At 61.2% G+C, this 25,150-nt stretch carries 23 protein-coding genes; 18 read left to right on the top strand and 5 right to left on the bottom strand.

Translation table 11 applies throughout. The features are described from left to right. The first annotated feature begins 237 nt into the window (after nucleotides 1-237). From J1W56_RS24585 to galE, 9 genes are all read left to right on the top strand, one after another. Nucleotides 238-951, top strand: a complete 714-nt coding sequence (locus tag J1W56_RS24585) for a calcium-binding protein (RefSeq protein ID WP_223615915.1) — start codon at nucleotides 238-240, stop codon at nucleotides 949-951. A 76-nt stretch (nucleotides 952-1,027) separates the two neighbouring features. Further along, nucleotides 1,028-3,289 carry a glycosyltransferase family 2 protein gene (locus J1W56_RS24580; RefSeq protein ID WP_226904809.1) on the top strand — a complete coding sequence of 754 codons (2,262 nt, stop codon included), beginning with the start codon at nucleotides 1,028-1,030 and terminating at the stop codon, nucleotides 3,287-3,289. Further along, a complete protein-coding gene (locus J1W56_RS24575; RefSeq protein WP_223615913.1) occupies nucleotides 3,286-4,128 on the top strand; it encodes a class I SAM-dependent methyltransferase in 843 nt (280 codons plus the stop codon). Before J1W56_RS24580 ends, J1W56_RS24575 begins: the two co-directional genes overlap by 4 nt. Next, nucleotides 4,125-5,387 carry a glycosyltransferase family 4 protein gene (locus tag J1W56_RS24570; protein WP_223615928.1) on the top strand — a complete coding sequence of 421 codons (1,263 nt, stop codon included), beginning with the start codon at nucleotides 4,125-4,127 and terminating at the stop codon, nucleotides 5,385-5,387. The genes J1W56_RS24575 and J1W56_RS24570 overlap by 4 nt, the downstream gene beginning before the upstream one ends. A gap of 21 nt (nucleotides 5,388-5,408) precedes the next feature. Then, nucleotides 5,409-6,197 (top strand): hypothetical protein, encoded by a 789-nt coding sequence (locus J1W56_RS24565; RefSeq protein WP_223615912.1) that lies wholly within the window; start codon nucleotides 5,409-5,411, stop codon nucleotides 6,195-6,197. 11 nt (nucleotides 6,198-6,208) lie between these two features. Then, nucleotides 6,209-8,452: a hypothetical protein gene (locus J1W56_RS24560; protein ID WP_223615911.1), complete on the top strand. Its 2,244-nt coding sequence runs from the start codon at nucleotides 6,209-6,211 to the stop codon at nucleotides 8,450-8,452. Next, a complete protein-coding gene (locus J1W56_RS24555) occupies nucleotides 8,449-9,777 on the top strand; it encodes a glycosyltransferase family 4 protein (RefSeq protein WP_223615910.1) in 1,329 nt (442 codons plus the stop codon). The genes J1W56_RS24560 and J1W56_RS24555 overlap by 4 nt, the downstream gene beginning before the upstream one ends. Nucleotides 9,778-9,815: 38 nt before the next feature. Further along, nucleotides 9,816-11,003, top strand: coding sequence for a polysaccharide pyruvyl transferase family protein (locus J1W56_RS24550; RefSeq protein WP_223615909.1), 1,188 nt, complete (start codon nucleotides 9,816-9,818; stop codon nucleotides 11,001-11,003). A 130-nt stretch (nucleotides 11,004-11,133) separates the two neighbouring features. Then, nucleotides 11,134-12,153 (top strand): UDP-glucose 4-epimerase GalE, encoded by a 1,020-nt coding sequence (gene galE / locus J1W56_RS24545; RefSeq protein WP_223615908.1) that lies wholly within the window; start codon nucleotides 11,134-11,136, stop codon nucleotides 12,151-12,153. Between the two features lie 52 nt (nucleotides 12,154-12,205). On the opposite strand, the gene pcaF is transcribed toward galE, so the two are convergent. From pcaF to J1W56_RS24530, 3 genes are read right to left on the bottom strand one after another with little or no spacing between them, the layout of a single operon-like run. Beyond that, nucleotides 12,206-13,411: a 3-oxoadipyl-CoA thiolase gene (gene pcaF / locus J1W56_RS24540; RefSeq protein WP_223615907.1), complete on the bottom strand. Its 1,206-nt coding sequence runs from the start codon at nucleotides 13,409-13,411 to the stop codon at nucleotides 12,206-12,208. Next, nucleotides 13,411-14,184 (bottom strand): CoA-transferase subunit beta, encoded by a 774-nt coding sequence (locus J1W56_RS24535; RefSeq protein WP_223615906.1) that lies wholly within the window; start codon nucleotides 14,182-14,184, stop codon nucleotides 13,411-13,413. Before J1W56_RS24535 ends, pcaF begins: the two co-directional genes overlap by 1 nt. 11 nt (nucleotides 14,185-14,195) lie before the next feature. Beyond that, entirely contained in the window at nucleotides 14,196-15,056 is an 861-nt protein-coding gene (locus J1W56_RS24530; protein WP_223615905.1) for a CoA transferase subunit A, read from the bottom strand. A 180-nt stretch (nucleotides 15,057-15,236) separates the two neighbouring features. On the opposite strand from J1W56_RS24530, the gene J1W56_RS24525 reads away from it, so the two are divergent. Continuing rightward, complete coding sequence (locus tag J1W56_RS24525) at nucleotides 15,237-15,992, top strand: IclR family transcriptional regulator (RefSeq protein WP_223615904.1); 756 nt, start codon at nucleotides 15,237-15,239, stop codon at nucleotides 15,990-15,992. A gap of 12 nt (nucleotides 15,993-16,004) precedes the next feature. Here the strand turns inward: J1W56_RS24525 and J1W56_RS24520 are convergent, their stop codons facing one another. Further along, nucleotides 16,005-16,883, bottom strand: coding sequence for a helix-turn-helix domain-containing protein (locus J1W56_RS24520; RefSeq protein WP_223615903.1), 879 nt, complete (start codon nucleotides 16,881-16,883; stop codon nucleotides 16,005-16,007). 112 nt (nucleotides 16,884-16,995) lie between these two features. Here J1W56_RS24520 and pobA point away from each other — a divergent pair, with 112 nt between their 5' ends. Together pobA and J1W56_RS24510 are read left to right on the top strand one after the other, a co-directional pair. Beyond that, nucleotides 16,996-18,168 (top strand): 4-hydroxybenzoate 3-monooxygenase, encoded by a 1,173-nt coding sequence (gene pobA / locus J1W56_RS24515; RefSeq protein WP_223615902.1) that lies wholly within the window; start codon nucleotides 16,996-16,998, stop codon nucleotides 18,166-18,168. A gap of 97 nt (nucleotides 18,169-18,265) precedes the next feature. Further along, nucleotides 18,266-19,039, top strand: a complete 774-nt coding sequence (locus tag J1W56_RS24510) for an APH(3')-II family aminoglycoside O-phosphotransferase (protein WP_404928850.1) — start codon at nucleotides 18,266-18,268, stop codon at nucleotides 19,037-19,039. On the opposite strand, the gene pcaQ is transcribed toward J1W56_RS24510, so the two are convergent. Beyond that, nucleotides 19,012-19,959: a pca operon transcription factor PcaQ gene (gene pcaQ / locus J1W56_RS24505; protein WP_223615900.1), complete on the bottom strand. Its 948-nt coding sequence runs from the start codon at nucleotides 19,957-19,959 to the stop codon at nucleotides 19,012-19,014. The genes J1W56_RS24510 and pcaQ overlap by 28 nt on opposite strands. A gap of 99 nt (nucleotides 19,960-20,058) precedes the next feature. On the opposite strand from pcaQ, the gene pcaD reads away from it, so the two are divergent. The 6 genes from pcaD to J1W56_RS24475 all read left to right on the top strand — a co-directional run bounded on the left by pcaD (nucleotide 20,059) and on the right by J1W56_RS24475 (nucleotide 25,013). Next, the gene (gene pcaD, locus J1W56_RS24500) at nucleotides 20,059-20,865 is read left to right on the top strand and encodes a 3-oxoadipate enol-lactonase (RefSeq protein ID WP_223615899.1); all 807 of its coding nucleotides are present in this window, start codon (nucleotides 20,059-20,061) and stop codon (nucleotides 20,863-20,865) included. Beyond that, a complete protein-coding gene (gene pcaC, locus J1W56_RS24495) occupies nucleotides 20,862-21,266 on the top strand; it encodes a 4-carboxymuconolactone decarboxylase (protein ID WP_223615898.1) in 405 nt (134 codons plus the stop codon). The genes pcaD and pcaC overlap by 4 nt, the downstream gene beginning before the upstream one ends. A 12-nt stretch (nucleotides 21,267-21,278) precedes the next feature. Next, complete coding sequence (gene pcaH / locus J1W56_RS24490; protein ID WP_223615897.1) at nucleotides 21,279-22,019, top strand: protocatechuate 3,4-dioxygenase subunit beta; 741 nt, start codon at nucleotides 21,279-21,281, stop codon at nucleotides 22,017-22,019. Continuing rightward, complete coding sequence (gene pcaG / locus J1W56_RS24485; RefSeq protein ID WP_223615896.1) at nucleotides 22,019-22,633, top strand: protocatechuate 3,4-dioxygenase subunit alpha; 615 nt, start codon at nucleotides 22,019-22,021, stop codon at nucleotides 22,631-22,633. The genes pcaH and pcaG overlap by 1 nt, the downstream gene beginning before the upstream one ends. A gap of 3 nt (nucleotides 22,634-22,636) precedes the next feature. Continuing rightward, a complete protein-coding gene (locus J1W56_RS24480) occupies nucleotides 22,637-23,710 on the top strand; it encodes a 3-carboxy-cis,cis-muconate cycloisomerase (RefSeq protein WP_223615895.1) in 1,074 nt (357 codons plus the stop codon). A gap of 130 nt (nucleotides 23,711-23,840) precedes the next feature. Next, nucleotides 23,841-25,013 (top strand): ABC transporter substrate-binding protein, encoded by a 1,173-nt coding sequence (locus J1W56_RS24475; RefSeq protein ID WP_223615894.1) that lies wholly within the window; start codon nucleotides 23,841-23,843, stop codon nucleotides 25,011-25,013. Nucleotides 25,014-25,150: the final 137 nt, after the last annotated feature.

Below are 25,150 nucleotides of genomic sequence, written 5' to 3'. Positions count from 1 at the left end.
TAAAATACAATCAAACAACGTCAATTGATGAAGTATTGTATAGGTAAATATAAATTATAGTTCTTTTTCAAAATGTTGAGTAATACGCATTCGTAATAATTTGTTACTCGCGAATGCCGCATTTATACTCTTAGTCTAGGTTGCATTTCGATTTGGTGCAGCGCACAATCGTCAAAGCATCGATGGCTGGAACATTTCCAGCTGGTCGAAACTCAAAGCAGACAGAAGGAGAAGCAGATGGCCACTTTAGAAGGCGGCGCCTACGACGACGTTTTGTTTGGCTCGCGTTTTGACGATTTCATTCACGCCCATGGTGGTGATGATCTCGTCTTTGGCGGAAACGGAAACGATATAATCTTCGGCGATGAGGGCAATGACATCCTTTTCGGTGGACACGGTAACGACACCCTGTTCGGCGGCACGGGCAATGACATTCTTTTCGGCGATCAAGGCAATGACACCCTGTATGGCGGTGAAGGCGATGACATCCTTCACGGCGGCACAGGCAATGACATCCTGAGCGGCGGCGACGGCAACGATATTCTGTTCGGCGACGCTGGCAATGACATCCTGCAGGGCGGAAATGGCAATGACATTCTGTTCGGCGGCGCTGGCAACGACGTTCTTCAGGGCGGTGCCGGTAATGACTATCTCGACGGCGGTGCTGGCAACGACATCCTCTCAGGCGGTGCCGGCAACGATATCTTCCACTTCAGCGGCGGCGGCGGCAACGACGTCATCCTGGACTTTACCCCAGGTGAAGACATCCTTCAGATTTCCAAGGATATCAACGGTCTCCACATCCATTCTCCCGAGGATCTGGCCGATCGTGTTACGCAGGTTGGCAATAATGTCGTGGTCGATCTCGGCCATGGCGACAGCGTCACCCTCGTAAACACCAGCTATGACGATGTGCAGGCACATCCCGACCAGTATTTCGTCGTACATTGATTTTTGCAAAAATTGGCGTGCCCAGCTTTCCGGCCGGGCACGTTTTTCTTTCCGCTGTGGATGAAAGGGCAACGTGTTGAACCTCGACCATTCGACGGATATTGCAGGCGATACGGAGAATATTTCCATCTCGCGCCTGTGCGGCGATGTCGCTGTCGTGATCTGGGATATTCCCGGCGCGGTGCGGGCCTCGACAAAATGCACGCTTGAAGCACCCGAACAGCTGGTTCCCCTCGTCAGCCTCAACATTCCGCTCGAAACCGGCGGCCAGCGCATCCTTTGGGTCATGCGCACCAAGGACGAACCCGTCAGTCTGACCCTGTCTGCCGGATCGCTCGGGCCAACGGAACAGGCCATTCTGTATCCCGCCGATGAACTGGTATCCTTTGACGTCAACAGCGCTGTCGCCAATCTGTCCGCTGCCGGCCATATCAAGCTGCTCAACAATATTTTGAGCACATGGCGCAGCACGTTCCGGCTTTCGCAAAACCAGATCTTTGCCAGCGTGGCGCGTGAAATCATGTTGGCGCTGGCACCCGAGCCGCGCCCGGCGCGCCTGTGCGGCCAGCCCGTCGACGGTCAATATCTGCTGGAAACGGCGATTGATCCGGTCCTGGGCGAAATCACCACGATCTATGCAATCAGTCCAAGCGCGGTGACGATCCTGCCGACGCGGCTTGTCATGGGAACCCAGTCGAAACGCGGCGGGCAGCCGTGTCACCTCCTGGTTGAATCCGTCCGTCCGCTGCCGCAGTCCTTGCATCTGGTCTTTTCCGGCCGCAACGGCGTTGCCGTGCGCAAGCTCTCCGAGGGAGACGGCCAGCCCGCGGATTTTGAAAAGTGGTGGGCGAAGCGTCACGGGGACATGGACCTGCGCGAGTTTCTCATCCGGGAAATGGCGCAGGCGACCGGGCCCGGGCTTGCCACGGCCATCGACATGCAGACGCGCGCGCCTTTGACGGTGCGCCAGATCGCAAAGTCCGCAACGCATCCCGCCGCCGAAATCGATCTTGCCCTCGCGCTTCAGGGCGGGCTGCTGGTGGGCGGCTGGAGCCACGATCCCGCGGCCATGCTGGCGGGCATCGAGTATCTTTCCGGCAGCAACGGCGCCCTGCCGCTGCAGCCCAATTTCTACAAGTTTCCCGGCAAGACGGGGGAGCGGGAAGACGGGTTCGGCGCGGATGTGACGGGTTTTGTCGCCTGGCTTCCCCAGAGCAAGAACCTTGGGCCGCTGCTGCAGCCGCGTTTCCAGATGCGGCTGGCTTCCGGCGCGACGGCCGCGCTGGTGCCGCCGCTGCAGCCATTCGAAGCATCGGCCCAGCGTAACCGCATTCTGCGGGCAGTACCGCCGCAGCACGCGCGCGATCAGGTCTTCGAGAATATTCTCGCCCCTGCCCTGCAGGAGGTCGAACACAAGCTTGGCAAGACGGTGAAGGTGGCTGACACCAAGGAATACGGCGTCCTGCCGGATGCGCCTGCCGTGTCGATTGTCATTCCGCTCTATCGCAACCTGGATTTCCTGCGCTTCCAGTTTTCGGCAATGGCCACCGATCCGTGGCTCGTTGCCAATGCGGAGCTGATCTTCGTGCTCGACTCCCCCGAAATCCAGGACGATACGGAGCACATGCTGGGCGGGCTGCACATCCTGCACGGCCTGCCCTTCCGGCTGGTGACGATGAACCGCAACAGCGGCTATGCCCGTGCCTGCAACGCCGGAGCGGGTTTCGCCAACGGGACGATGCTGGTCATGCTGAATTCCGATGTGGTGCCCTGTGCCAATGGCTGGCTCCAGGCCCTGACGCAGCCGCTGCTCGACCAGAAGAAACTGGGCGCCATCGGACCGCGCCTGTTGTTCGAGGATGGTTCGCTGCAGCACGCCGGGCTTTACTTCGCCCGCGACCAGAAAGGCATCTGGCTCAACCATCATTTCTACAAGGGCATGCCGGGCGCCTATGCGCCGGCGCGGGTTTCCCGCACCGTGCCGGGCGTGACCGGGGCCTGCCTGGTGACACGCAAGGACATTTACGATCTCGTCGGCGGTTTCACCGAGGACTATATCATCGGGGACTACGAGGACAGCGATCTGTGCCTGAAAATTCGCCAGATCGGCTTCCACATCGCCTACGCGCCTGATGTGTCCCTCTATCATTTCGAGCGGCGGTCCATCCGCCGTAGTGCCGATTACATGCGGGGGTTGGCAAGCCAGTACAATTCATGGCTGCACACCCAGCGCTGGAACGATGACATTACAGAATTGATGACGACGTACCGGGACGAAGCGGTGGAAGACACGGTTGCACCCTTCATCGCGGCAAAGTCTGAAAGGAGCGCTGCTTGACCGACGTTGTTGCACTCAAGAAAACCCAGGCCGAGCAGATAAGCCCCGTGAACGATGAGTATGTCGACTGGCTGATGGAATCCGTCATGCGCAACCGGTTCCTGCCCTGCCCCGATCCGGACAGCGTGTTTGTCGGCGACGGCAATTTTCAGGCGGTTGGTTCGGAGTTTCTCGGCCATTTCATCCGCAAGGGCGGACTGCGGCCGGACAGCCGCGTGCTTGATATCGGCAGCGGCATCGGCCGCATGGCGGTGCCGCTCACGCAATATATCGATCCGGCCAAGGGCAGCTATTGCGGCATCGATCCGGTGTCCGGCGGCATCAACTGGTGCCAGCAGAAGATCACCCCGGTCTATCCGAATTTCGAATTCCGCTACATGGATATCGCCCACTCCCTGTACAATCCGAAGGGAGCGATCGACGGCCTCATGCTCCGTTTGCCCTTCGAGGACAAGCAGTTCGATTTCGTCATCATGACCTCGGTCGTCACCCATCTTCCCGATGAGGAAGTCAGCGTCTACCTGAGGGAAGTGGCGCGGGTGCTTGCGCCGGGCGGGCGTTTGTTCATGACGGCGTTCGTCATCGACAAGACGGCTGCCGACAATCCGCTGGGCAAGCGCGACAGGCGCCTGGGTTTCCAGCGTTATGACGAGGGGCCGTGCTGGTTCGTACCCGAACTGCCGCCCCTTGCCGCCGTCGGCTTCGACGACGGGTTTCTGGATCGCGCCCTGACGCGGGCCGGGCTGCAGGTTTTCAGCACGTCGCTCGGGCACTGGCGCGGTGTTCCCGCCGACCACTATCAGGATGTCTTCATTGCCGGTCCCGGAGGCGACAGATAATGGCCCGTGTTCTCGTTGCGGCCCACAATCATCCGTCCCTGCATCCCGGCGGCACGGAAATCTTCGCGCACGATCTTTTCCGTGCCTATCAGCGGGCGGGATGTGAAGCGCTGTTTCTCGGTGCGACCAATCACATTCACCGGGAAGCCAGACCCGGTACGAGCTTTCAGAGCATCGGCGACAAAGGCGATGAAATCCTGCTGTGGTCCGGCCATTTCGACCGGTTCTTCATGAGTCAGGTCGACCTCTACGGCATTGTCCCCGACATTGTCGAACTGCTGCGGGATTTCAGGCCGGATGTCGTCCACCTGCATCACCTGCTGCTGCTGGGCGCGGAATTCCCGCATATCGTGCGCCAGACATTGCCGGAATGCCGCATCGTCCTGACGCTGCACGATTATTACCCCATCTGCCATCACGATGGCCTGATGGTGCGTACAGGCGGCAAGGAACTCTGCTACGGCGCCAGCCCGGACCGCTGCCACAGCTGTTTCAAGGACATCGCACTCGACAAGTTCGTCCTGCGCGAGCGTCATCTCAAATCGCTTCTGAGCGTGGTCGATGCCTTCGTCTCCCCGAGTGAATTTCTCAAGCAGCGTTATGTGGACTGGGGAATTGCCGCAGAACTGATCCATGTGATCCCCAACGGGCAACCCGCGCGGGCGCTGGCGGCAAAGCCTGACATGCCGGCCCGCAGCAAGCCTGTCTTCGGCTATTTCGGCAATCTCAATCCATGGAAGGGCACGACTGTCCTTCTGGAGGCGGCCAAGCAGCTCATCGCGGAAGGCTTTGATTTCGAGCTGCGTGTCCACGGTGCGGCGCCATTCCAGAGTGAAACCTTTGTCGCCGATATCGACAGGCTCTTTGCCGAAACCGCGCCCTTCGTGCAGAGGCGCGGTGCCTATCGGCGTGAGGATATCGGCAATCTCATTGCGGCAGTCGATTGCGCGATCATGCCGTCAATCTGGTGGGAGAATGCGCCGCTGGTGATTCAGGAGGCGCAAGGCCAGGATTGCCCCGTCGTCACCAGCAATATTGGCGGTATGGCCGAAATGATCGAGAACGGCGTCAATGGCCTGACCGTCCCCCCGAACGATCCGCTGGCACTGGCAGCTGCCATGCGGCGTATCGCCGAAGATGCCGATCTGCGTGCGCATCTTTCCCTTGGGGCACGCCACCCCGATACCATCGACACGACAGCCGGACGGTATCTTGATCTGATCGAGACGCTGCGGCCCGAACGTGTCGAGGCTGCCTGATCAATCAGAAAGGACTCTCCCATGTCCATAGTGACCAAAGTACCGACGCAGGCCTCCGTGAAGCCGACCGCCATCCCCGAACAGGATAACGCAAGACCCGCTAAGACCGAGCCGGTGCGCGGCGAGCCCCTGAAGGGCCGCGTGGATGCCGTCGATGCTGGCCGGCTGTATGGCTGGGCTTTCGATCCGCAGGCGCCGGGCGCACGGTTGATCATTCGCGTCCTGCTGGATGGCAAGCCGATTGCCGAGGCGGTGGCCGACAAGGAACGTCCTGACCTGAAGCGCAACGGCGTCGGCGATGGTATTCATGCCTTTGACGTGATGCTGCCGCAGTTTGCATCGGCGCGCGCCGGTGAACTGGTCGTTATCGCCATCAGCGGCGCAGGCGTCGAGCAGCCCCTGCGCGTGCCGAAGCCGGATGAGCAGGCGGCCGAAGCGCTGATCGCCGCACCGATGACCCGCATTCTCGACAAGCTCGACATGCTGATGGCAGCCCAGCGGCAGCTGCAGGTCAGCCAGCGTTCGCTGCAGCGGCCCGCCGCTACCATCGACGGCACAGGCGGGGCAACGCCGGGCGATCTTGGCGAGGTCAGCAGCGCGATCGAAGGGCTGCGCGGTGACCTCAATCAGCGCATGACGGAACTCGACGTGCATCTGATGCGGATGGACGGTGTCGTGGCAGGGCTGGAGAAGCGCCTGGAGCTTTTGCACAAGCGCGCCGGCGGCGATGCCAGACCGCTGTTTCTGCTGTTGTTTGTTTTGGTGGGGTTTGCCGCGGGCGCGCTCATGACCGTCGGGGTTCTCCGTTGAGGGTGGCATAGATGACTCGCGACGACAAAAAACTTCTGCCTGTCCCGGCGGGCGGCAAAGCGCCGGAGCGCAATTCCATTGTCATGGAAGGCGAAATGGTCGTCGGTTGCCCGGTCGAGGATACGCTGGTGCTCATCATGGGCATCGGCGGCAATACGCCCGAACAGCTCACGGTCTTTCTCAACGGCGATCCCGCCATGAGTGTCAAAGCGACCTTCATCAACTGGCCGCTGAAAGCCCCGTCGCCGGCCGGCACGCACGGATTTGTCGCAATCGTGCCGACAAACGTGCTGCGCCGCGCGCAGCTGAAGACCATCATGTTCCAGCACAAGGCAAAGGTATCCCGCTATTCGTTTGCCGCCCGTGCCGCTGCCATCGGCGATCTTGCGGCCATGATCGCCGATCTTGCCGGACCGAATTTGCCCGGTGCGATCGACGGGCTTGTTGAAGCGCTGATTTCCGGCCCCATCAGCCGCAAGAAACTATCGGCCATCACCATTCTGCTGCAGGCCGGCGCCCGCTCCGATGGCGTTATCGAGCTGATCGGCGGCAGCGACGAGGGCGAGATTTTCGTGCAGGGCTGGGCACAGGACCTGACCCCCTCCGTCACGCGGCTGTTGATCAGCGGCCGTACGCCATCCCTCGCCGAATGCGCCATCGGCGTTTTCGCGCGCCCCGATGTGAGCGAGCAGGCATCCGGTTTTGCCGGGCTGCTGCTGGCGAGCGAACCCATCTCGCCCAATGATATCGAGCGCCTGTTGTTTCGCGGTCGGCGCGGCTGGCGGTTTATCGAGGTTTATGATCGCCGCCTGCTTGCCGGGTCGCGGGAAACCCCCAACCACGTCCGCGCCATTCTGCCGAACATGCGCAGTTCGACGGAGATTCTGCTCCGCCTGCGCTCGGCCGCCAACCGCTTCGACGGCACGGAAACGATATCCAGCCTGCCCTTTCCGGTGCGCATGGGCATCGACAATGTGTTTCGCGTCGAAGGCAGCGGCCTGCTTGTCTCCGGCTGGCTGCTCGACCCCGACAATCACGTCCAGGGCGTGAAGTTGCGCCGCCACCGCGGTGAAATCCAGCTGGATGGCAACTGGACCCGGGTGGACCGGGCGGATGTGACGCGGGAGTTCGACAACCAGCCGCCGTTCAATGCCGGACTGGACCCCAACCGCCATGCGCACGGTTTCGTCGCCTTTGCCCCGGAGCTTACGGGCGACAGCACGGCTCCCTTCTACATCGAGCTGGAACTCAGCGATTCCCGGCGAGCCTTCATGCCCTTGACGCCAACCCGGATCACATCGCGCGACGCGGTCGTTCGCCAGATTCGCGCCATCGATCCGAATGCCTGGGCGCTGCGCCACATCGTCGACCAGCAGCTTGTCCCGCTGCTGCGCGGCGTCAGCCGGCCTGCGCCCGAGGTTTTCGGCGTCGTCGATCTCGGCGCGTTTGAAAAAGCTGCCGGACCCGCACTGATCATCGGTGTCGATGAGCGCGTCGAGGAGATCGGTCCGCTTCTCGCCCTGCTGGCGCTTGATCCGGAGACGCGCGAGGCGCCGATAGTCGTTGCAGCTGCCACGGACATTATCGACCGCATCGGCGTGCAACTGCGCAGGCTGGCGGATTTCTACGGGCTGCGCGTCCGCCTTGTCTCCGCCAGCGGATCCGAGGATCTGTATGATGCGCTGGAAGTCGGCGCGCGGGCGGTTTCCACCGAAAGCGTGGTCTTTCTTGCCGCCTCACTCCTGCCGCGCAGCACCGGATGGTTCCGGAAACTGCTTGCGGCCTATGATGCCCGCAAGGAATGCGTGCTGTCGCCGACCCTCGCCTATGAGGATGATTCCATTCGCTGGGCCGGAACATGGGTGGCGGGTGCGCAATCCGACCGCGCCCTGATCAGCCGTTATGCCGGCTATCCCATCGATGCCGTGGCGGGGATGGGAACAACGGAAGTGGCAACGGCGACATTCGAGTGCTGTGTCCTGCCGCGAAACGCCTTGTTCTCCGTCAATGGTTTTACCCGCGGATATCTTGGCACGCATGAAAAGGGTCTCGACCTTGGCCTCAAGCTCAAGCAGGCCGGTCTGAAATCCTATTGGCTGCCATCGGCGCAGATGCTCGGGTCCGACGACATATCCGTGTCCGACAAGGCCTCGACCATTGCCCTGATCGAACGCATCGACCGGCAGGTTTTCGACGCGCGCTGGGCCAACAATCTTTCCAACAAGCGCAGTGTGTCTGCGGAGGAAACAGCATGACCGAACGGCTTCGGGTTCTGGTGATTTCCCATGCCCATCCCAGCATTTCCCTGGGAGGCGGCGAAATTGCCTCCTACAATCTGCACAAGGGGCTCAACAGCCTGCCCGGTGTCCAGTCCGTCTATCTGGCGCGGGCCGGACATCCCATTCCGCGGCATGGCACCACCGCGCTGATGAGCATGCGGCGCAGCAGCGATGAAATCCTGTTCCATGCCGATGAATACGACCACTTCTATCTGTCAAACAAGAACACCGATGAAATCCGCCGCGATCTCCTGCGCTTTGTCCGCGATCTCAATCCGCAGGTCGTGCATTTCCACCATGTGCTCGGCCTCGGGCTGGAAACGCTCTATGCCATCCGCGAGGCGCTGCCCGATGCGGTCATTCTGCTGACCTTTCACGAATATCTGTCGATCTGCAACAATGACGGGCAGATGGTGAAGGCAAGCTCGGCAAAGCTGTGCAACGAGGCTTCGCCCATCGATTGCCACGCCTGCTTTCCCGATGTTCCTCCTGCCCGCTTTCTCAAGCGGGAACGCTTCATCCGCGGCATGCTCGAGCTTGCCGATGCCTTTGTTTCACCCAGCGAATTCCTGGCTGGAAGATACAAGGAGTGGGGACTTGATCCCGCCAAGCTGAGGGTGATCGAGAATGGTATCGCCATCGACAGCGTGACACCGCCGCGCGAGCTGGCGGGCCCAAGGCCGCGGCGCAACCGCTTCGCCTATTTCGGGCAGATAACGCCGTTCAAGGGCATCGACGTCCTGATCGATGCGGTGTCGCGTGTGCCCGAGGAAACCTGGGGCGAGGATTCGCGCCTGATGATCTTTGGCGGCAATCTGGAGAAGCAGCCGCGCGACTTTCAGGATCGCATGCGAAAACTGATCGAGGAAGCCGGGTCGCGCGTGCGCTTTTACGGCGCCTACCAGAATGCGGAAATGCCGCGTCTCATGCAGCCCGTCGATTGGGTGGTGATGCCGTCGATCTGGTGGGAGAACTCGCCGATTGTGATCCAGGAGGCCCTGCACCATCGCCGCCCGGTGATCTGCTCCAATATTGGCGGTATGGCCGAAAAAGTCCGGGACGGGCTGGATGGTCTGCACTTCCGTGTGCGCAGTGCCGAAGACCTGGCTGACCGTTTCACCGAAGTACTCAGCGACGCCTCGATCTGGGACCGTTTGCATCAGACCATCCGGAAACCCGTGAACTATATCGACTGTGCTCAGGAACACCTTGCTCTCTATGGTGAATTGCTTAAATCTAGCCGGCAGCAGCCACTCACGATCGCTGCAAGAACTGACGTTGTTCTTTCCCAAGCAAGCTGAGGCTATCCAGCTTTCATCGCCAAAAGAAGGAATACCTCATGGCACGCGTCCTCGTAATGATCCCCGCCGGAGAAGTTTACGATCACGACAATGTCCGCTGGTACCAGCACAGCGACATTCAGCGCAGCATCGACCACTACCACAATATCGGTGATGCCTTCGTCTTTGAATCATCCCTGAAGCTCATGAACTACGAGAAGGTCGCGGAACTTCCCATTGCCGGGCCGCCGATGGAGAAGATCGACCAGCTGCGCGAGGAGTATGACTATGTCATCCTGCGCGGGTCCAACTACATCAACAGGGAGATGAACTGGCGCGACACCATCCCGGTTCTCAAGCGCCTGGGGCTGCCCGTCATTGCCTTCGGCGTCGGCGCGCAGGCGCCGGTCAAGGGGCAGCTGGAACTGTCGGAGGAGTCCAAGGCGGTTTGGCGCCTCATTGCCGATTCGACCACTTCCGTCGGTGTGCGCGGCGCCTATTCCGCCCAGGTTCTCAACGACATCGGCATCAAGAATGTCCGCGTCATCGGCTGCCCCACGGCGTTCCGGCGCAACAACCAGCATCTGCGCATCAAATTGCCTGAGCTCGACACGGTGGAAAAGGTGGGTGTGACGGTCCGGCGCGAAGTCTCGCCAACCTATGCGCAGGATATTCAGCGCTATCTGACCCTGCACCGCGACCTTATCAAGGCGATGGCGAACCGCTTCGACATCACCCTGATGGCGCAGGGCGAAGTGGAAGAAAAGAAGATGGTCTTCGGTACCGACGAGCAGAAGGAAGACGCCATCGCCGCGCTGAAGGCGAACCGCTGGGTTGCGGACTGGTATTTCGACGATGCGATGGAAAAGCTCTACCGCGAGCGCATGTATTATTCCGATGTGGTTGCGGACTATGAAACGCTTGTTCGCGCGCATCAGCTGGTTCTCGGCTACCGCCTGCACGGCAATCTCATGGCGCTGGCCAACGGCGTGCCGTCGATCTATTTCACCTATGACAGCCGCACGGCCGAATTCGCCGAAACCTACAAGATCCCGAGTTATGATGTCTTTGGCGGCAAGCCTTTCAGGCTGGAGGATTATTGGGATCAATCGCTCTTCGACAAGTACAATCGCGCCTGGTTCGAGACCTATGGCGAGATGAATGTCTTCCTGACCGAAAACGGCGTGGATCACAAGATGACCGAGACGGGCAGGCGCGCATCGGACTCCGCCCGACGAGTCGCTTAGACAGCAAACAATCAGAATTTCCCGGGAGGAAAGCAAACCGTAGGAAAGGAAGTGTAAGACAGACGATCGACATGGTACACGCCGCTCCACCCTATCAATCTCTCAAACAAAGTTGCAGGAGTTCCTCCCCATGACTGTTCTTGTTACTGGTGGCGCCGGCTATATCGGCAGCCACATGGTGCTTGCCCTCAAGGATGCCGGCCGGCCGGTCGTGGTCCTTGACGATCTGAGTTGCGGTTTCGCCTGGCTGGTGCCGGATGATGTGCCGTTCGTGCAGGGTGATATCGGCGATCAGGCGCTGGTGCGCGATCTGATCCGCCGGCACAATGTGACGGCGATCCTGCACTTCGCCGGTTCGATCGTCGTTCCCGATTCCGTGCGCGATCCGCTTTCTTATTACCGCAACAATACCGTGCAATCGCGTTCCCTGATGGAAGCGGCCATTGCCGAAGGCATCAGGCATTTCATTTTCTCGTCGACCGCCGCAATTTATGGGGAACCGGAGCGAACGCCGATCAGCGAAGATTTGCCGCATCAGCCGATCTCGCCCTACGGCACGTCAAAGCTGATGACCGAGTGGATGCTGCGCGATGCGGCCGTGGCCCATCCGGAATTCAACTATGTGGCGCTGCGCTATTTCAACGTGGCGGGTGCCGACCCGCAATTGCGCTCGGGGCAGTCATTCCCGCGCGCCACGCACCTCATCAAGATCGCCAGCCAGGCGGCGACAGGCGAGCGCTCGCATATCGAGGTGTATGGCACGGACTATCCGACTGCCGACGGCACCTGCATCCGCGACTATATTCATGTCAGCGATCTGGCGCAGGCACATCTGTGCGCCCTGAACTATCTGGAGGCTGGAGGAGCCAGCACCGCCGCCAATTGCGGCTACGGCTACGGCTATTCCGTTCTTGACATTATCGACGCGGTCAAGCGCGTGTCGGGCGTCAATTTCGAGGTCCGGACCGCGCCGAGGCGTGCGGGCGATCCGGCAGTGCTGGTGGCAGGGAACGAACGTGTCCGCACCGTATTCGGTTTTGAGCCGAAACGCGCCGACCTCGACCTGATCGTCGGCGACGCCCTGGCCTGGGAGCGGCAGCTCGCCATCAGGAAGGCGCTTGAACAGTCGGAGGCACGCATCGCCGTGTGATCCAGGGCCGGCGGTGCCGATCCCCGATCCGCGGGCCCGGCACTTCGCCTGATCAGACCCGTTCCAGGGCAACCGCGATGCCCTGGCCGACACCGATGCACATGGTGGCCAGCGCATAGCGGGCGTGCCTGACGCTGAGTTCCAGTGCCGCGGTTCCGGTGATGCGTGCGCCGGACATGCCCAGGGGATGGCCGAGGGCAATCGCCCCGCCATTGGCATTGACGTCGTCGGCATCGTCCGCAAGCCCGAGTGCGCGCAGGGTGGCAAGGCCCTGCGAGGCGAAGGCTTCGTTGAGCTCGATCACGCCGAAATCCTGCGGCGCCAGGCCAATCCGCGCGCAGAGTTTCTCAGTGGCGGCGACAGGGCCGATGCCCATGATGCGCGGTGGAACACCGGCGGTCGCACCGCCGATGATGCGGGCGATGGGTGTCAGGCCGTATTTCCGTGCTGCCGCTTCCGATGCGATGATCAGCGCCGCTGCACCGTCATTGACACCCGAAGCATTGCCCGCTGTCACCGATCCGCCCTTCCTGAACGGCGTCGGCAGTTTGGCCAGCTGCTCGAGCGTTGTCTGCGGGCGCGGATGCTCGTCGCGGTCGACGATCACCGGGTCGCCCTTGCGCTGGGGAATGATGACGGGCGTGATTTCCCTGGCGAGCCGGCCATTGTCCATGGCCGCCCCTGCCCTTTGCTGGGAGCGCACGGCGAAAGCATCCTGATCGGCGCGCGAGACATGAAACTCCTCGGCGACATTCTCGCCGGTCTCCGGCATGGAATCGATGCCGTATTGCTGCTGCATCAGCGGGTTGACGAAGCGCCAGCCGATGGTGGTGTCGTGAATTTCCGCGTGGCGCGAAAACGCCCCTTCGGCTTTCGGCAGAACGAAGGGCGCGCGCGACATGGATTCGACGCCGCCGGCAATGGCAATCTCGATTTCCCCGGCCTTGATGGCGCGGGCCGCCGCAATCACCGCATCCATCCCCGAACCGCACAGGCGGTTCATCGTCGTGCCCGGCACCGTCACCGGCAGGCCTGCCAGAAGCAGGGACATGCGTGCCACATTGCGGTTGTCCTCGCCCGCCTGATTGGCGCAACCATAGATGACTTCACCGATGGCTTCCCAGTCGACGGAGGGATTGCGCTGCATCAGGGCTTTCAGCGGAATGGCGCCCAGATCGTCGGTGCGGACGGAGGCTAACGCGCCGCCGAAGCGGCCGATGGGTGTGCGGATATAGTCGCAGATATAGGCTTCAGACATCAGGCGGCCTCGTGAGCGCGTTTCGTACGCGCATTGATATCGCGCAGCACGGAAAGTTCGGTTGCAGTGGGGACTGGCGTTTCCACGATCTCCTTAGCAAACCGGACGGGCCAGCCGCAATTCTCTTCGATCTGTCCGCGTGTCACACCCCTGTGGATCGACACCACGGTCAGCTCTTTGGTGACCGGATCAGGCTCGAAAATGCACAGGTCCGTGATGACGCGGGTCGGCCCTTTGGTTTTCATGCCGAGGCGTGCGCGATGATCGCCGCCCTCGCCATGCCCCATCGAGGTGATGAAATCGAGACGGTCGACAAAGCCGCGATTGGTCAGCGCCATGGTGATGAAAATCTGGCCGCAATTGCTTGATATCTCGGGTGCGCCGCCGCCGCCGGGCAGCCGCACTTTCGGTGCATCATAGGGGCCGACCACCGTCGTGTTGAGATTGGCAAAGCGGTCGATCTGCGCGCCGCCGAGAAATCCGGTGGTGATGCGCCCGCCCTGCAGCCAGTAGCGGAACATTTCCGGCACCGACACGGTGAACAGGGCGGTGTCGCAGAGTTCGCCGTCGCCGATGGAAAGCGGGAGCACATCCGGCCTGGTGCCGATGGTGCCGCTTTCGTAGATCAGCGTGATGTCAGGCGCATGGGTCAGCCGCGCCACGTTGCAGGCGGCGGAGGGTGCGCCGATCCCGACAAAGCAGACATCGTCATTGCTCAGCGCGCGGGCCGCCGCGATGGTCATCATTTCCGTGGGGGTGAAATCCTGGGTCATGGTCTTGCTCCTCACGCTGCATTCGCCGCACGCCGGACGGCGTGGCGGGCAAAATCTTCCGGCTTGCCGGCAAGGACGTTCTCGCTGATCCACGCGGTAAAGCTGTCGCGGTCGCGGGCGATCTTGTCCCAGGCGATGTAGAAGGCATTGGAGCGCGGATAGTAACCATGCGCATAGGAGGGGAAAGCGCCGCCCGGCACATGCACGACGGCATTGATGGCCCATCGGGGCAGGACCACAGCATTGGGCGATGGCGGGTTCAACTCGTCGACGATTTCCTCCACCGTCACGATGGAACGGCTGGCGGCCAGCACCGCCTCCTTCTGCACGCCGGAAATGCCCTCGATCAGCACATTGCCCTGCCGGTCGGCGCGCTGGGCATGGATGATCGACACGTCAGGACGGATGGAGGGAACGGCGGCGAGCACCTCACCGGTGAAGGGGCAGGTGACCGACCGGATGTTCGGATTGACCTTGGCAAGGTCCGCGCCGATATAGCCGCGCAGCACGGCGAACGGCAGATTGGCCGCACCCGCCTCATAGGCATTGGCCATGGCCGCGTGCGAATGCTCCTCGATCTCAAGCGGTCGCGGCCACTGGTTTTCCACCGCGTCGCGGAAGCGATGCAGCGAGCCCACGCCGGGATTGCCGCCCCAGGAGAACTTCATGCCGCGCGCTGCGCCGACGCCGATCAGCTGGTCGTAGATGAGGTCGGGCGTCATGCGCACAAGGAAGAGTTCCTTGCGGCCCTGCCGGATGATCTCATGCCCAGCGGCATAGGGAATGAGGTGGGTGAACCCTTCCATGGCGAGCGTATCGCCATCCCTGACATTGTCCCCGATGGCTTCGGCAAGCGTGCAGATTTTTGCCACGTCTCTCTCCCTGTCGCTGTTCCCGAGGCACGGCGATCGCCGGCATCCGGTGCAAACCTCCATTTGTCCCCATGGCGTAGTCCCGTCGCGTTCCGCCCGTCAATGATTTTGTGCGTTATTTGACATTTGTTCGTATATCGCACAAATTGTGCGGAAATGCAGCGGATAAGGCAGGTGTGGATGCGTGAAACGGATTTCATCAGCGGTTTTGCCAAGGGGCTTGCCGTCATCGAGGCCTTCGACGCGGTCAATACGCGCCTGTCGATCACGGATATTGCGCGGATGACCGGGCTGGAGCGCGCCACGGCCCGCCGCTGCCTGCTGACGCTCACACAGCTTGGCTATGCGGATTATGACGGAAAATTCTTCACGCTGACGCCGCGCATCCTGCGTCTTGGCCATTCCTACCTGTCATCGACACCCCTGCCCCGGCTGATGCAGCCCTTTCTCGACCAGCTGTCGGAAAAAACCGGCGAAAGCGCCTCGGCTTCGGTGCTCGACGGCAATGAGATCGTCTACATCGCGCGTGCCTCGCACAAGCGTGTCATGTCGATCAATCTCAATCCCGGCAGCCGCCTTCCCGCCTATTGTTCCTCCATGGGCCGGGTCCTGCTCGCGGCGATGAGCGATGACGACGCGCTGCGCATCCTTGCAGGCAGCAACCGCCCGGCGAACACGCCGCGCACGAAGACCGCGCTGCCGGACCTGATGGATGAAGTGCGCACCGTCAGGGCGCAGGGCTACGCGGTGATCGACCAGGAACTGGAGATCGGGCTGTGCTCCATCGCGGTTCCCGTGCGCAACACGCGCGGCATGACCATTGCCGCCATCAATGTCGGGGCGCAGGCTCCGCGCGTGACGATCGCGGAAATGATCGAGCGCTATCTGCCCGCCATGCAATCGACCCGCGATACCATAGCCGCGGTGCTGGTATGACCGGCCATCGGTTCAGACAGCCATTCTGGCGCTTTGCTCGGTGCGGTACTGCCGGGGTGTCGTGCCGGTCTCCCTGGTGAAAAACCGGGTGAAATAAGCCGGATCAGCAAAGCCGAGATCATAGGCGATCTGCTTGATACTGGCAGAGGTGAACACCAGATCGCGCTTCGCCTGATCGGCAAGGCGGCGTGCCAGCAAGCCATTGGTGCTCTGCCCCGTCGCCGCCTTGACGATGCGGTTGAGATGGGTTGCCGACAAGCCGAGGTGTCCGGCATAGAATTCCGCCGGGCGATGTTCGCGGAAATGCCGGTTGACCATGATGTTCAGCAGTTTCAGGCGCTCCTCCGTACTGGAGCTTTCACCGCCGGGCGGCAGTTCCGGGGCGGTCATGCGCGCTGCCAGAAGAACGATGGATTTGAGATAGGATTCCACCAGGTCGTCGTGAAAGGCGCCGCCCGATACCAGTTCGGCGCACAGGCGCTCGAGACTGTGCGTCAGAAACGCTGCATCGGCGTGATCGGGTACGAGCGAAATCAATCGCGGCGGCATGCCGGCGTCGCAGATGGTGCGGCCGGAAGACCCGAAGCGCGCGGCCAGCATGGTGATGACCATGCCATCCATATCCCGGGAAAACCGGAAGCCATGCTCGCATTGCGGCGGCACGGTGATCATGACCGGTGGCTGTATGGGATGGCTGTGCGCGCCGAAAACCGCATCGCCGGTTCCGCCGCGAAAGTACAAAATCTGAAAGAATGCCGCGTGGCGATGGGTTTTGATCTCCCAATTGTGCAATTGGCTTCTGGAGGCGATTGTCTCCCAATGCAGCCAGAAATCCGGCCGTTTCGGATGGTTTTCGCCATAGAGATCATAGGTTGGTACTGCGCCGCTCATCGGTTCCTCCCGTCCCCAATGTTCAGATTGTCCTGTTTTTTGCCTGAGAAGTCCATTGTTCAGATGCGTCCTGCCGCTAGCCTTGCGCAATTATTTCATGCTGGGAGGCATCATGCGCACGCACGTGGCTATCATCGGGTCTGGACCTGCCGGGCTTCTGCTCGGCCAGCTTCTGACCCGGGCCGGTATCGACAACATCATCCTCGACCGGTCGGGCAAGGACCATATTCTGGGGCGCGTGCGCGCCGGAGTGCTGGAAGAAGGCACGGTGCGGCTGCTCGACGAGGCGGGCGCCAGCGCCCGTCTGCATGCGGAAGGCCTGCCGCATGACGGCTTTTCGCTGGCGTTCGACGGGCGCAATCATCGCATCGATCTGTTCGATCTGACGGGCGGCAAGCGGGTGACGGTGTACGGCCAGACCGAGATGACGCGGGATCTGATGCAGCAGCGTCAGGCGGGCGGTGCATCGGCATTTTACGGGGTGCAGAACGTTGCCATCCATGATTTCGACGGGGAAAAGCCGTTCGTCACCTTCGAAAGGGACGGTAGACCCAACCGCATCGATTGCGACTTCATTGCCGGGTGCGACGGATTCCATGGGGTCAGCCGCCGGTCCGTGCCGGCGGAGGCGATCCGGACATTCGAACGCACCTACCCCTTCGGCTGGCTCGGTGTTCTGGCAGAGGTGCCCCCGGCGGCACATGAGCTGATCTATGCCAACCATCCACGCGGCTTTGCGCTGTGCTCGATGCGCTCCCTGACGCGCAGCCGCTATTACGTGCAGTGCCCGCTGGACGACAGGGTGGAGGACTGGTCCGACGACCGGTTCTGGGACGAGTTGCGGCGCCGGCTGCCGGAAGAGGATGCGGCTGCTGTCACAACAGGCCCGTCATTTGAAAAGTCCATCGCGCCGCTTCGCTCGTTCGTGGCCGAACCCATGCGCTTCGGCCGTTTGTTCCTGGCTGGCGATGCCGCCCATATCGTGCCGCCGACGGGGGCAAAGGGTCTCAATCTGGCAGCCAGTGACGTGCATTATCTCTTCGAAGGCCTGCGCGACTATTATGCCGATAAGAGCACGGCGGCCCTCGACGACTATTCGCGCCGTGCACTTTTGCGCGTGTGGAAGGCGGTGCGGTTTTCCTGGTCGATGACGATGCTGATGCATCGCTTTCCCGATACCGGCGCATTCGGCCAGAAAATACAGGAGGCAGAACTCGATTATCTCACCCACTCCCGGGCGGCATCGACCGCGCTTGCCGAGAACTATGTGGGACTGCCGTTTTAGGTTATTGCTTCTGTTCCACCGCCCGCATATGCGTGCCTGAAGAACATGCCTGAAACCGGAAATTCCCATGACCGCGACAACAAATCCGCCGGACGCTATGCTTGTGCCGCCACAACTGCAGGCTCTTGTCGCGGGCTACAGCTGGAGCCGCGATGCGCTCGGCTGTTCCGATGCGCAGGTTTTCATGCTGCAAGGCGAAGGCTTGCCCCGGCTCTTCATCAAGGTCGAAGCCGTTAGCCCTTACGGTGAGCTGCCCGATGAGGCGGCGCGGCTTTGCTGGCTGTCCTCCCGCGATATGCCCTGCCCCAATGTTCTCTTCGAGGGCGCCCATGCCGGCCGCTTCTGGCTGTTGCTGAGCGGGGTTCCCGGTGAAGATCTTGCCTCGGCCGATTCATTGTCCATCGCAACGCGTATCCGGATTTTTGCCGGGGCGCTGCGCCAGTTGCATGCGCTTGATCCCGCGACCTGTCCATTCGATCACCGGCTTGACGGGCACATTGAAGCGGCGCGGGCCCGCATGCAGGCCGGGCTGGTGGACGAGACGGATTTCGACGACGATATGCTGGGAAAGACGGCATCCGAACTTTTCGGCCGGCTTGTGGCGGAAAGGCCCGAGACAGCGGATGTCGTCGTGACCCACGGCGATGCCTGCCTGCCGAATTTCATGGCTGGGAATGGCATCTTCACCGGCTATATCGACTGCGGTCGGCTTGGTCTTGCCGATCGCTACCAGGATATTGCGCTGGCGTGCCGCAGCATTGCGGATAATTTCGGCGACGAAAGGGTGGAGCTTTTTCTGGATTGCTACGGCCTGACGCAGGCCGATCCGGCAAAGCTGGCTTATTACCGGCTGCTCGACGAGTTTTTCTGATCCGGTTTCATCTCTCCTGCCGCCTCGCGGATGGTCTGCATCAGGATCATCAGCGGCAATGACGGGGTAACGTCCGCGCGGGTTGTCAAGCCAACCGGTCCCTTGGTCTCGGTCGTGTCGATGGGCAGCAGCGCCAGCGCCCCGTCGGCGACGTCCCCGGCAACCACCCCTGCCGAAATGATCCACACCGCCTGATGGGAGCGGACGAAAGCCCGGCCAAAAGCATCGGAAACCGTCTCGATCTGATGCGGCAGCTTGGCCACGCCATTAGCGATGAGAAACCGGTCGACGAAGGGCCGGATGATGGATGCCCGCGTCGGCATCAGCACGGGGAATTCGGCAAGGCGATTGAAAATGTCCTCGCTGGCATTGAGCAGCGGATGCCGGGCACTGACGGCAAACACCACCTGTTCGGAATAGAGATGTTCGAAGGAAAAGCCGGTCATTTTTTCCGGCGCCGCCAGCCGTCCGACCACGAGGTCAAGATCGCCGAGCCGCAATTGTTCGAGCAGCACGGCATTTTCGCCGGTGACGATTTTCAGCCGGCTCTGTGTCTTCTCCTGCAGGAACAGGCTGATGGCCTGCGGCATGATGCGGGTGGAAACCGTCGGCAAGGCGCCCACCCGGACGGGAATCCCCTCGCCCGACTGCTCGTTGCTGACGGAATCGATGCCCTGCCGCAGTGCGGTGATCGCCGCTCCGGCATAGCGCAGGAAAACCTCGCCGAACCGGGTGATGCGGATGCCGCGCCCGTCGCGCTCGAACATGGCAACCCCGAGCACCTCTTCCATTTCTCGAATGGTTTTGGTTACAGCCGGTTGGCTGATATGAAGGATCGCCGCCGCCTTCATCACGCTTTTCTGGCGGGCAACTTCGAGAAAAGTCTGCAGGTGGCGGAACTTGATACGGCCGTCGATCATATATTTCATAACCCCGGGGTTAAGCGAATGCGGCAAGATATCATTTTACTGAACCAAATGCATAATCCATTATCGACATAACTGACCGGGAGGACTTCGGTGCAATTTGCTCACATCAATGGCGTCACGCTGCATTACCAGTTGATCAGCGCGCCCGCAGGCAAGCCCGTGCTGGTTTTCGCCAACTCCCTCGGTACGGATTTTCGCATCTGGCGTGACGTGATCGTGCGTCTGGTCGGAGAGTTTGCGATCGTTACCTATGACATGCGCGGACATGGCCTTTCCGATCTGGGCACGCCTCCTTACAGCATCGATGACCATGTCGGTGATCTCGCGGGTTTGCTCGACTACCTCTCGGTCAAGGATGCCGTCATTTGCGGTCTGTCCGTCGGCGGGCTCGTGGCGCAGGGCCTTTATGCCACGCGGCCGGAACTCGTGCAGGCTCTGGTCCTGTGCGATACCGCGCACAGGATCGGCACAGCCGAATTCTGGAATGCGCGCATCGACGCGGTGAACCGGAATGGCATCGCATCCATTGCCGACACGATCCTGCAGCGCTGGTTCACCCCTGCCTTCCACCGGGAGCGGGCCAATGATCTGACCGGCTACCGCAACATGCTCATCCGCCAGCCTGCCGATGGCTATGGCGGTACCTGCGCGGCGCTGCGCGATGCGGATTTCACCGAAGCGGCAAAGCGCATCGCGGTGCCTGCCATCTGCGTCGTCGGCGATCAGGACGGCTCGACGCCGCCGGATCTGGTGCTCGAACTGGCAAAGCTCATCCCGCGTGCGCGCTATGAAGTGATCCGGGATGCCGGCCATATTCCCTGTGTCGAACAGCCGGAAACGCTGGTCGCCGTGATCAGGGCCTTTGTCGATGAATTCAAGCTTGGAGGGAAATCATGACGGATACGGCTGCCCCATCGCGTCGTTATCTGCAGGGCATGGCCACGCGCCGCGTCGTGCTGGGCGAAGAGCATGTCAACCGGGTGGAAACCACCAAGACCGATTTCGATCAGCCCTTCCAGGAACTGATCACCGAGGCGGCCTGGGGGCATGTCTGGTCGCGGCCCGGCTGGAGCAAGCGCGAACGCTCGATTGTCACCATCGCGCTTTTGGCTGCGCTCGGCCAGGATGACGAATTGACCATGCATATCCGCGCGACGGCCAATACGGGTGCGACACAGGACGATATCTGCGAAGCCCTGCTGCATGTTGCAATTTATGCGGGTGTTCCGGCGGCAAACCATGCCATCAAGCTGGCAAAGCAGGTCTATAAGGAACTCGAGGCCGGACAGGCCGCGTGACGGGAGGCAACTGTGTCCAATAGAAAACCGGAAACCGGAGCATTCTTCCAGCGCGACAGGCAATGGCATCCGCCTGCCTATACGCCGGATTACAAGACAAGCGTCGTCCGCTCGCCGCAACGGGCGCTGTTGTCGCTCGACAATACACTGTCGGAAATCACCGGGCCGGTGTTCGGTCATGCGCTGCTCGGCGAACTGGATGCGGACCTGATCCACAATTTTGCCCGGCCGGGTGAAAGCGCCATCGGCCAGCGCATCATCGTGCATGGCCGCGTGGTGGACGAGCGCGGTGTCGGTGTGGCGGGTGCGCTGCTCGAATTCTGGCAGGCCAATGCCGGTGGACGCTACCGCCACAAGCGCGAGGGTTATCTCGCGGCGCTCGATCCGAACTTTGGCGGCTGCGGCCGCACCATCACGGACGAGGATGGCTATTACCGGTTCCGCACGGTCAAGCCCGGCGCCTATCCCTGGCCGAACGGCGTCAATGACTGGCGTCCGGCCCATATCCATTTTTCCGTTTTCGGGCACGGATTTGCCCAGCGGCTGATCACGCAGATGTATTTCGAGGGCGATCCGATGATCTGGCAATGCCCCATCGTCAAATCGATCCCCGACAAGGCGGCCATCGAGCAATTGATCGCCGCGCTCGACCGCCAGAACACCATCCCCATGGATGCGCGCGCCTACAAGTTTGATATCGTGCTGCGCGGGCGCCGTTCCACGCTGTTCGAGAACCGCCTGGAGGGCAATTGATGGTTCAGTCCTTGGGCTTTCTGAAGGAAACACCGTCCCAGACGGCGGGACCCTATGTGCATATCGGCTGCACGCCGAATTTCTCCGGCATAACGGGTGTCTATGCAACCGATCTCGGCATTGCCATGGTCAATGACAAGACGCTGGGTGAACGCATCACGTTGCGCGGCCGGATTTTTGATGGCACCGGCACGCCGCTGCGCGATGCGCTGGTGGAAATCTGGCAGGCGGATGCTGCGGGACTGTACAACAGCCCCTCGGAAATGCGCGGTACAGCCGATGTGAATTTCACCGGATGGGGCCGCTGCCCGACGGATATGGAAACCGGCGACTATGTGTTCGAGACGATCAGGCCCGGCCGTGTGCCCTATAAGGACGGCAGGCTGATGGCACCGCATGTGACGCTGTGGATCGTGGCGCGCGGCATCAATATCGGTCTGCAGACCCGCCTGTATTTCGCTGATGAAGAGGCCGCGAACGCCGAAGACCCGGTGCTGCAGCGCATCGAGCACCGCAACCGCGTGCCGACGCTTCTCGCCCGTAAGGATGGTTCGACCTTCCATTTCGATATCCATCTGCAGGGGGAGAAGGAAACTGTCTTCTTCGATATCTGACCGATGAGTATCTCGCCCTTCGATCATCCGTTTCTTTCCGGCCTTCTCGGCGCGCAAGCGGCGGCGGACTGGTTTTCCGCCAGCGCCGATATTGCCGCCATGCTCGATTTCGAGGCGGCACTGGCGCAGGCACAGGCGGATGAAGCGGTCATCTCCGCCGATGCCGCGCGGGCAATTGCAACAGCCTGCCGGTCTTTCGTGCCTGATATGATGGCCTTGAAGGCCGCTACCGCCCGCGACGGTGTCGTTGTGCCGGAACTGATGCGGCAGCTGCGTGCTGTCATTCCTGAGGAACATCGGAACGCCCTGCATTTCGGCGCAACCAGTCAGGATGTCATCGATACGAGCCTGATGATCCGGCTGAAGCCTGCCATTGCCTGTCTTGCCGAGGGGCTGGACGATGTGATTGCGGGGTTGGATGGGCTCGAGGCTGCCTTTGGCGCAAACAGCCTGATGGGGCATACGCGCATGCAGGCGGCTATCCCCATCACCGTGCATGACCGCATCGACGCGTGGCGGGCACCCTTGTTTCGCGACAGGCAAAGGCTCACCTTTCTCACCCGGGCTTTTCCGGTCATTCAACTGGGCGGCGCAGCGGGCACGCTGGAAAAGCTTGGCGATAAGGCGAATGCCGTTCGACAGCGCCTTGCCGCGGCGCTTGGCCTGCATGACGCGCCGCAGTGGCACAGCCAGCGCGACCGTATCGCAGATTTCGCCGGTTTCCTTTCGCTCGTGACGGGCAGTCTGGGAAAAATCGGGCAGGATATTGCCTTGCTTGCACAATCCGGCGGCGAGATCAGCCTTCGTGGCGGGGGAAGTTCATCGGCGATGCCGCACAAGCAGAATCCGGTTCAGGCTGAACTGCTTGTCACACTCGCCCGCTACAACGCCACGCAGCTTTCCGGCATGCACCAGGCGCTGGTGCACGAGCAGGAGCGGTCCGGCGCGGCGTGGACCCTGGAGTGGATGATCCTGCCGTCCATGGTCATGGCATCAGCGACATCGCTGCAGGCGACGGGCAGCCTGTTGTCTTCCATAACGGGGCTCGGAAACGGCAAGTCGCCGGAACAATCATAACTCAGGGATTATGCAATAGCGCATAGTTTTCATTTTACATTACCAACCGGTATGAGACATTGAACGAAACATTCCAAACGGTCCAGATGAGGAGAATGATCTGGCCGGCAGGGGATCAAAGGGAGGAATGATGAAAAAGCTTATTCTGGCTGCAGCGGCAGCCGTCCTGCTTGGCGGCGTGGCCTATGCGGATGTGATCAAGATTGGCGTGGTCGGCCCGTTCTCGGGCCCGTTCGCCATTCAGGGCAAGAACTTCAAGGCCGGCATTGACGCCTATATCGCCACCCATGGCAACAAGATCGGCAATGATACCATCGAAGTGCTGTACCGCGACGTGCCGCAGGCTGACCCCGCGCAATCAAAGGCGCTGGCACAGGAACTGGTGGTGAAGGAAGGCGTGCAGTATCTCGCGGGCTTCTATTTCACCCCCGATGCCATGGCTGTCACGCCGCTGCTGCAGCAGGCCAATGTGCCGCTGGTGGTCATGAATGCGGCGACCTCGGCCATTGTCACCAAGAGCCCCTATGTGGTGCGCACATCGTTCACCACCTGGCAGACGTCCGCGCCGATGGCCAAAATTGCCCGCGAGCGCGGTATCGAGAAAGCCATCACCGTGGTCAGCGATTACGGGCCGGGCGTGGATGCGGAAAACGCGTTCAAGACCACCTTCGAGAAGGAAGGCGGCAAGGTCGTCGAATCCATCCGCATGCCGCTGTCGACCAATGATTTCAGCCCGGTCATGCAGCGCGTGCGCAATTCCGGGGCGCAGGCGGTCTTTGCGTTTCTGCCGTCGGGCCCGACGACGCTGGGTTTTGTCAAAGCCTATAATGAAAATGGCCTGAAGGAAGCGGGTGTGCAGTTTCTTGCGCCCGGCGATCTGACGCAGGAATCCGATCTGCCGGCGCTTGGCGATGCGGCGCTCGGTATCCTCACCACGTTCCATTATGCCATTGCGCATGACTCGCCCGAGAACAGGGCCTTTGTCGAGGCGGCGCGCAAGGCCATCGGCAATCCGGCAGAACTTTCATTCCCTTCAGTCGGCGCCTATGACGGCATGCATGTGATCTACAAGATGATCGAAGCCACCGGCGGCAAGCAGGATGCCAAGAAGGCAGTCGATGCGGTGAAGGGCCTTGCCTGGGAAAGCCCGCGCGGTCCGGTGTCCATCGATCCGGAAACCCGGCACATCACGCAGAACATCTATCTGCGCGAAGTCGCCAAGGGCAGCGACGGCGCCTATTACAACAAGGAAATCAAGACGTTCGAGAAACAGCCCGACCCCGGTCTGGCTGCGGCCAAGTAGGCGATAGCCGATGCGAAATTTATCTGATTCAGGTACCCCCCTTTGTCCTGCCGGACAGCTCCCCCACAAGGGGGGAGATCAGCCTGCATCACTGTTTCAGTCAGTTCTGAGACATCGCAAAGTCAGTACACGTGCAG

The sequence above is a fragment of the Phyllobacterium calauticae genome (assembly GCF_019991125.1).
GTDB lineage: Bacteria > Pseudomonadota > Alphaproteobacteria > Rhizobiales > Rhizobiaceae > Phyllobacterium > Phyllobacterium calauticae.
This window is presented reverse-complemented; position numbering and strand designations above follow the sequence as displayed.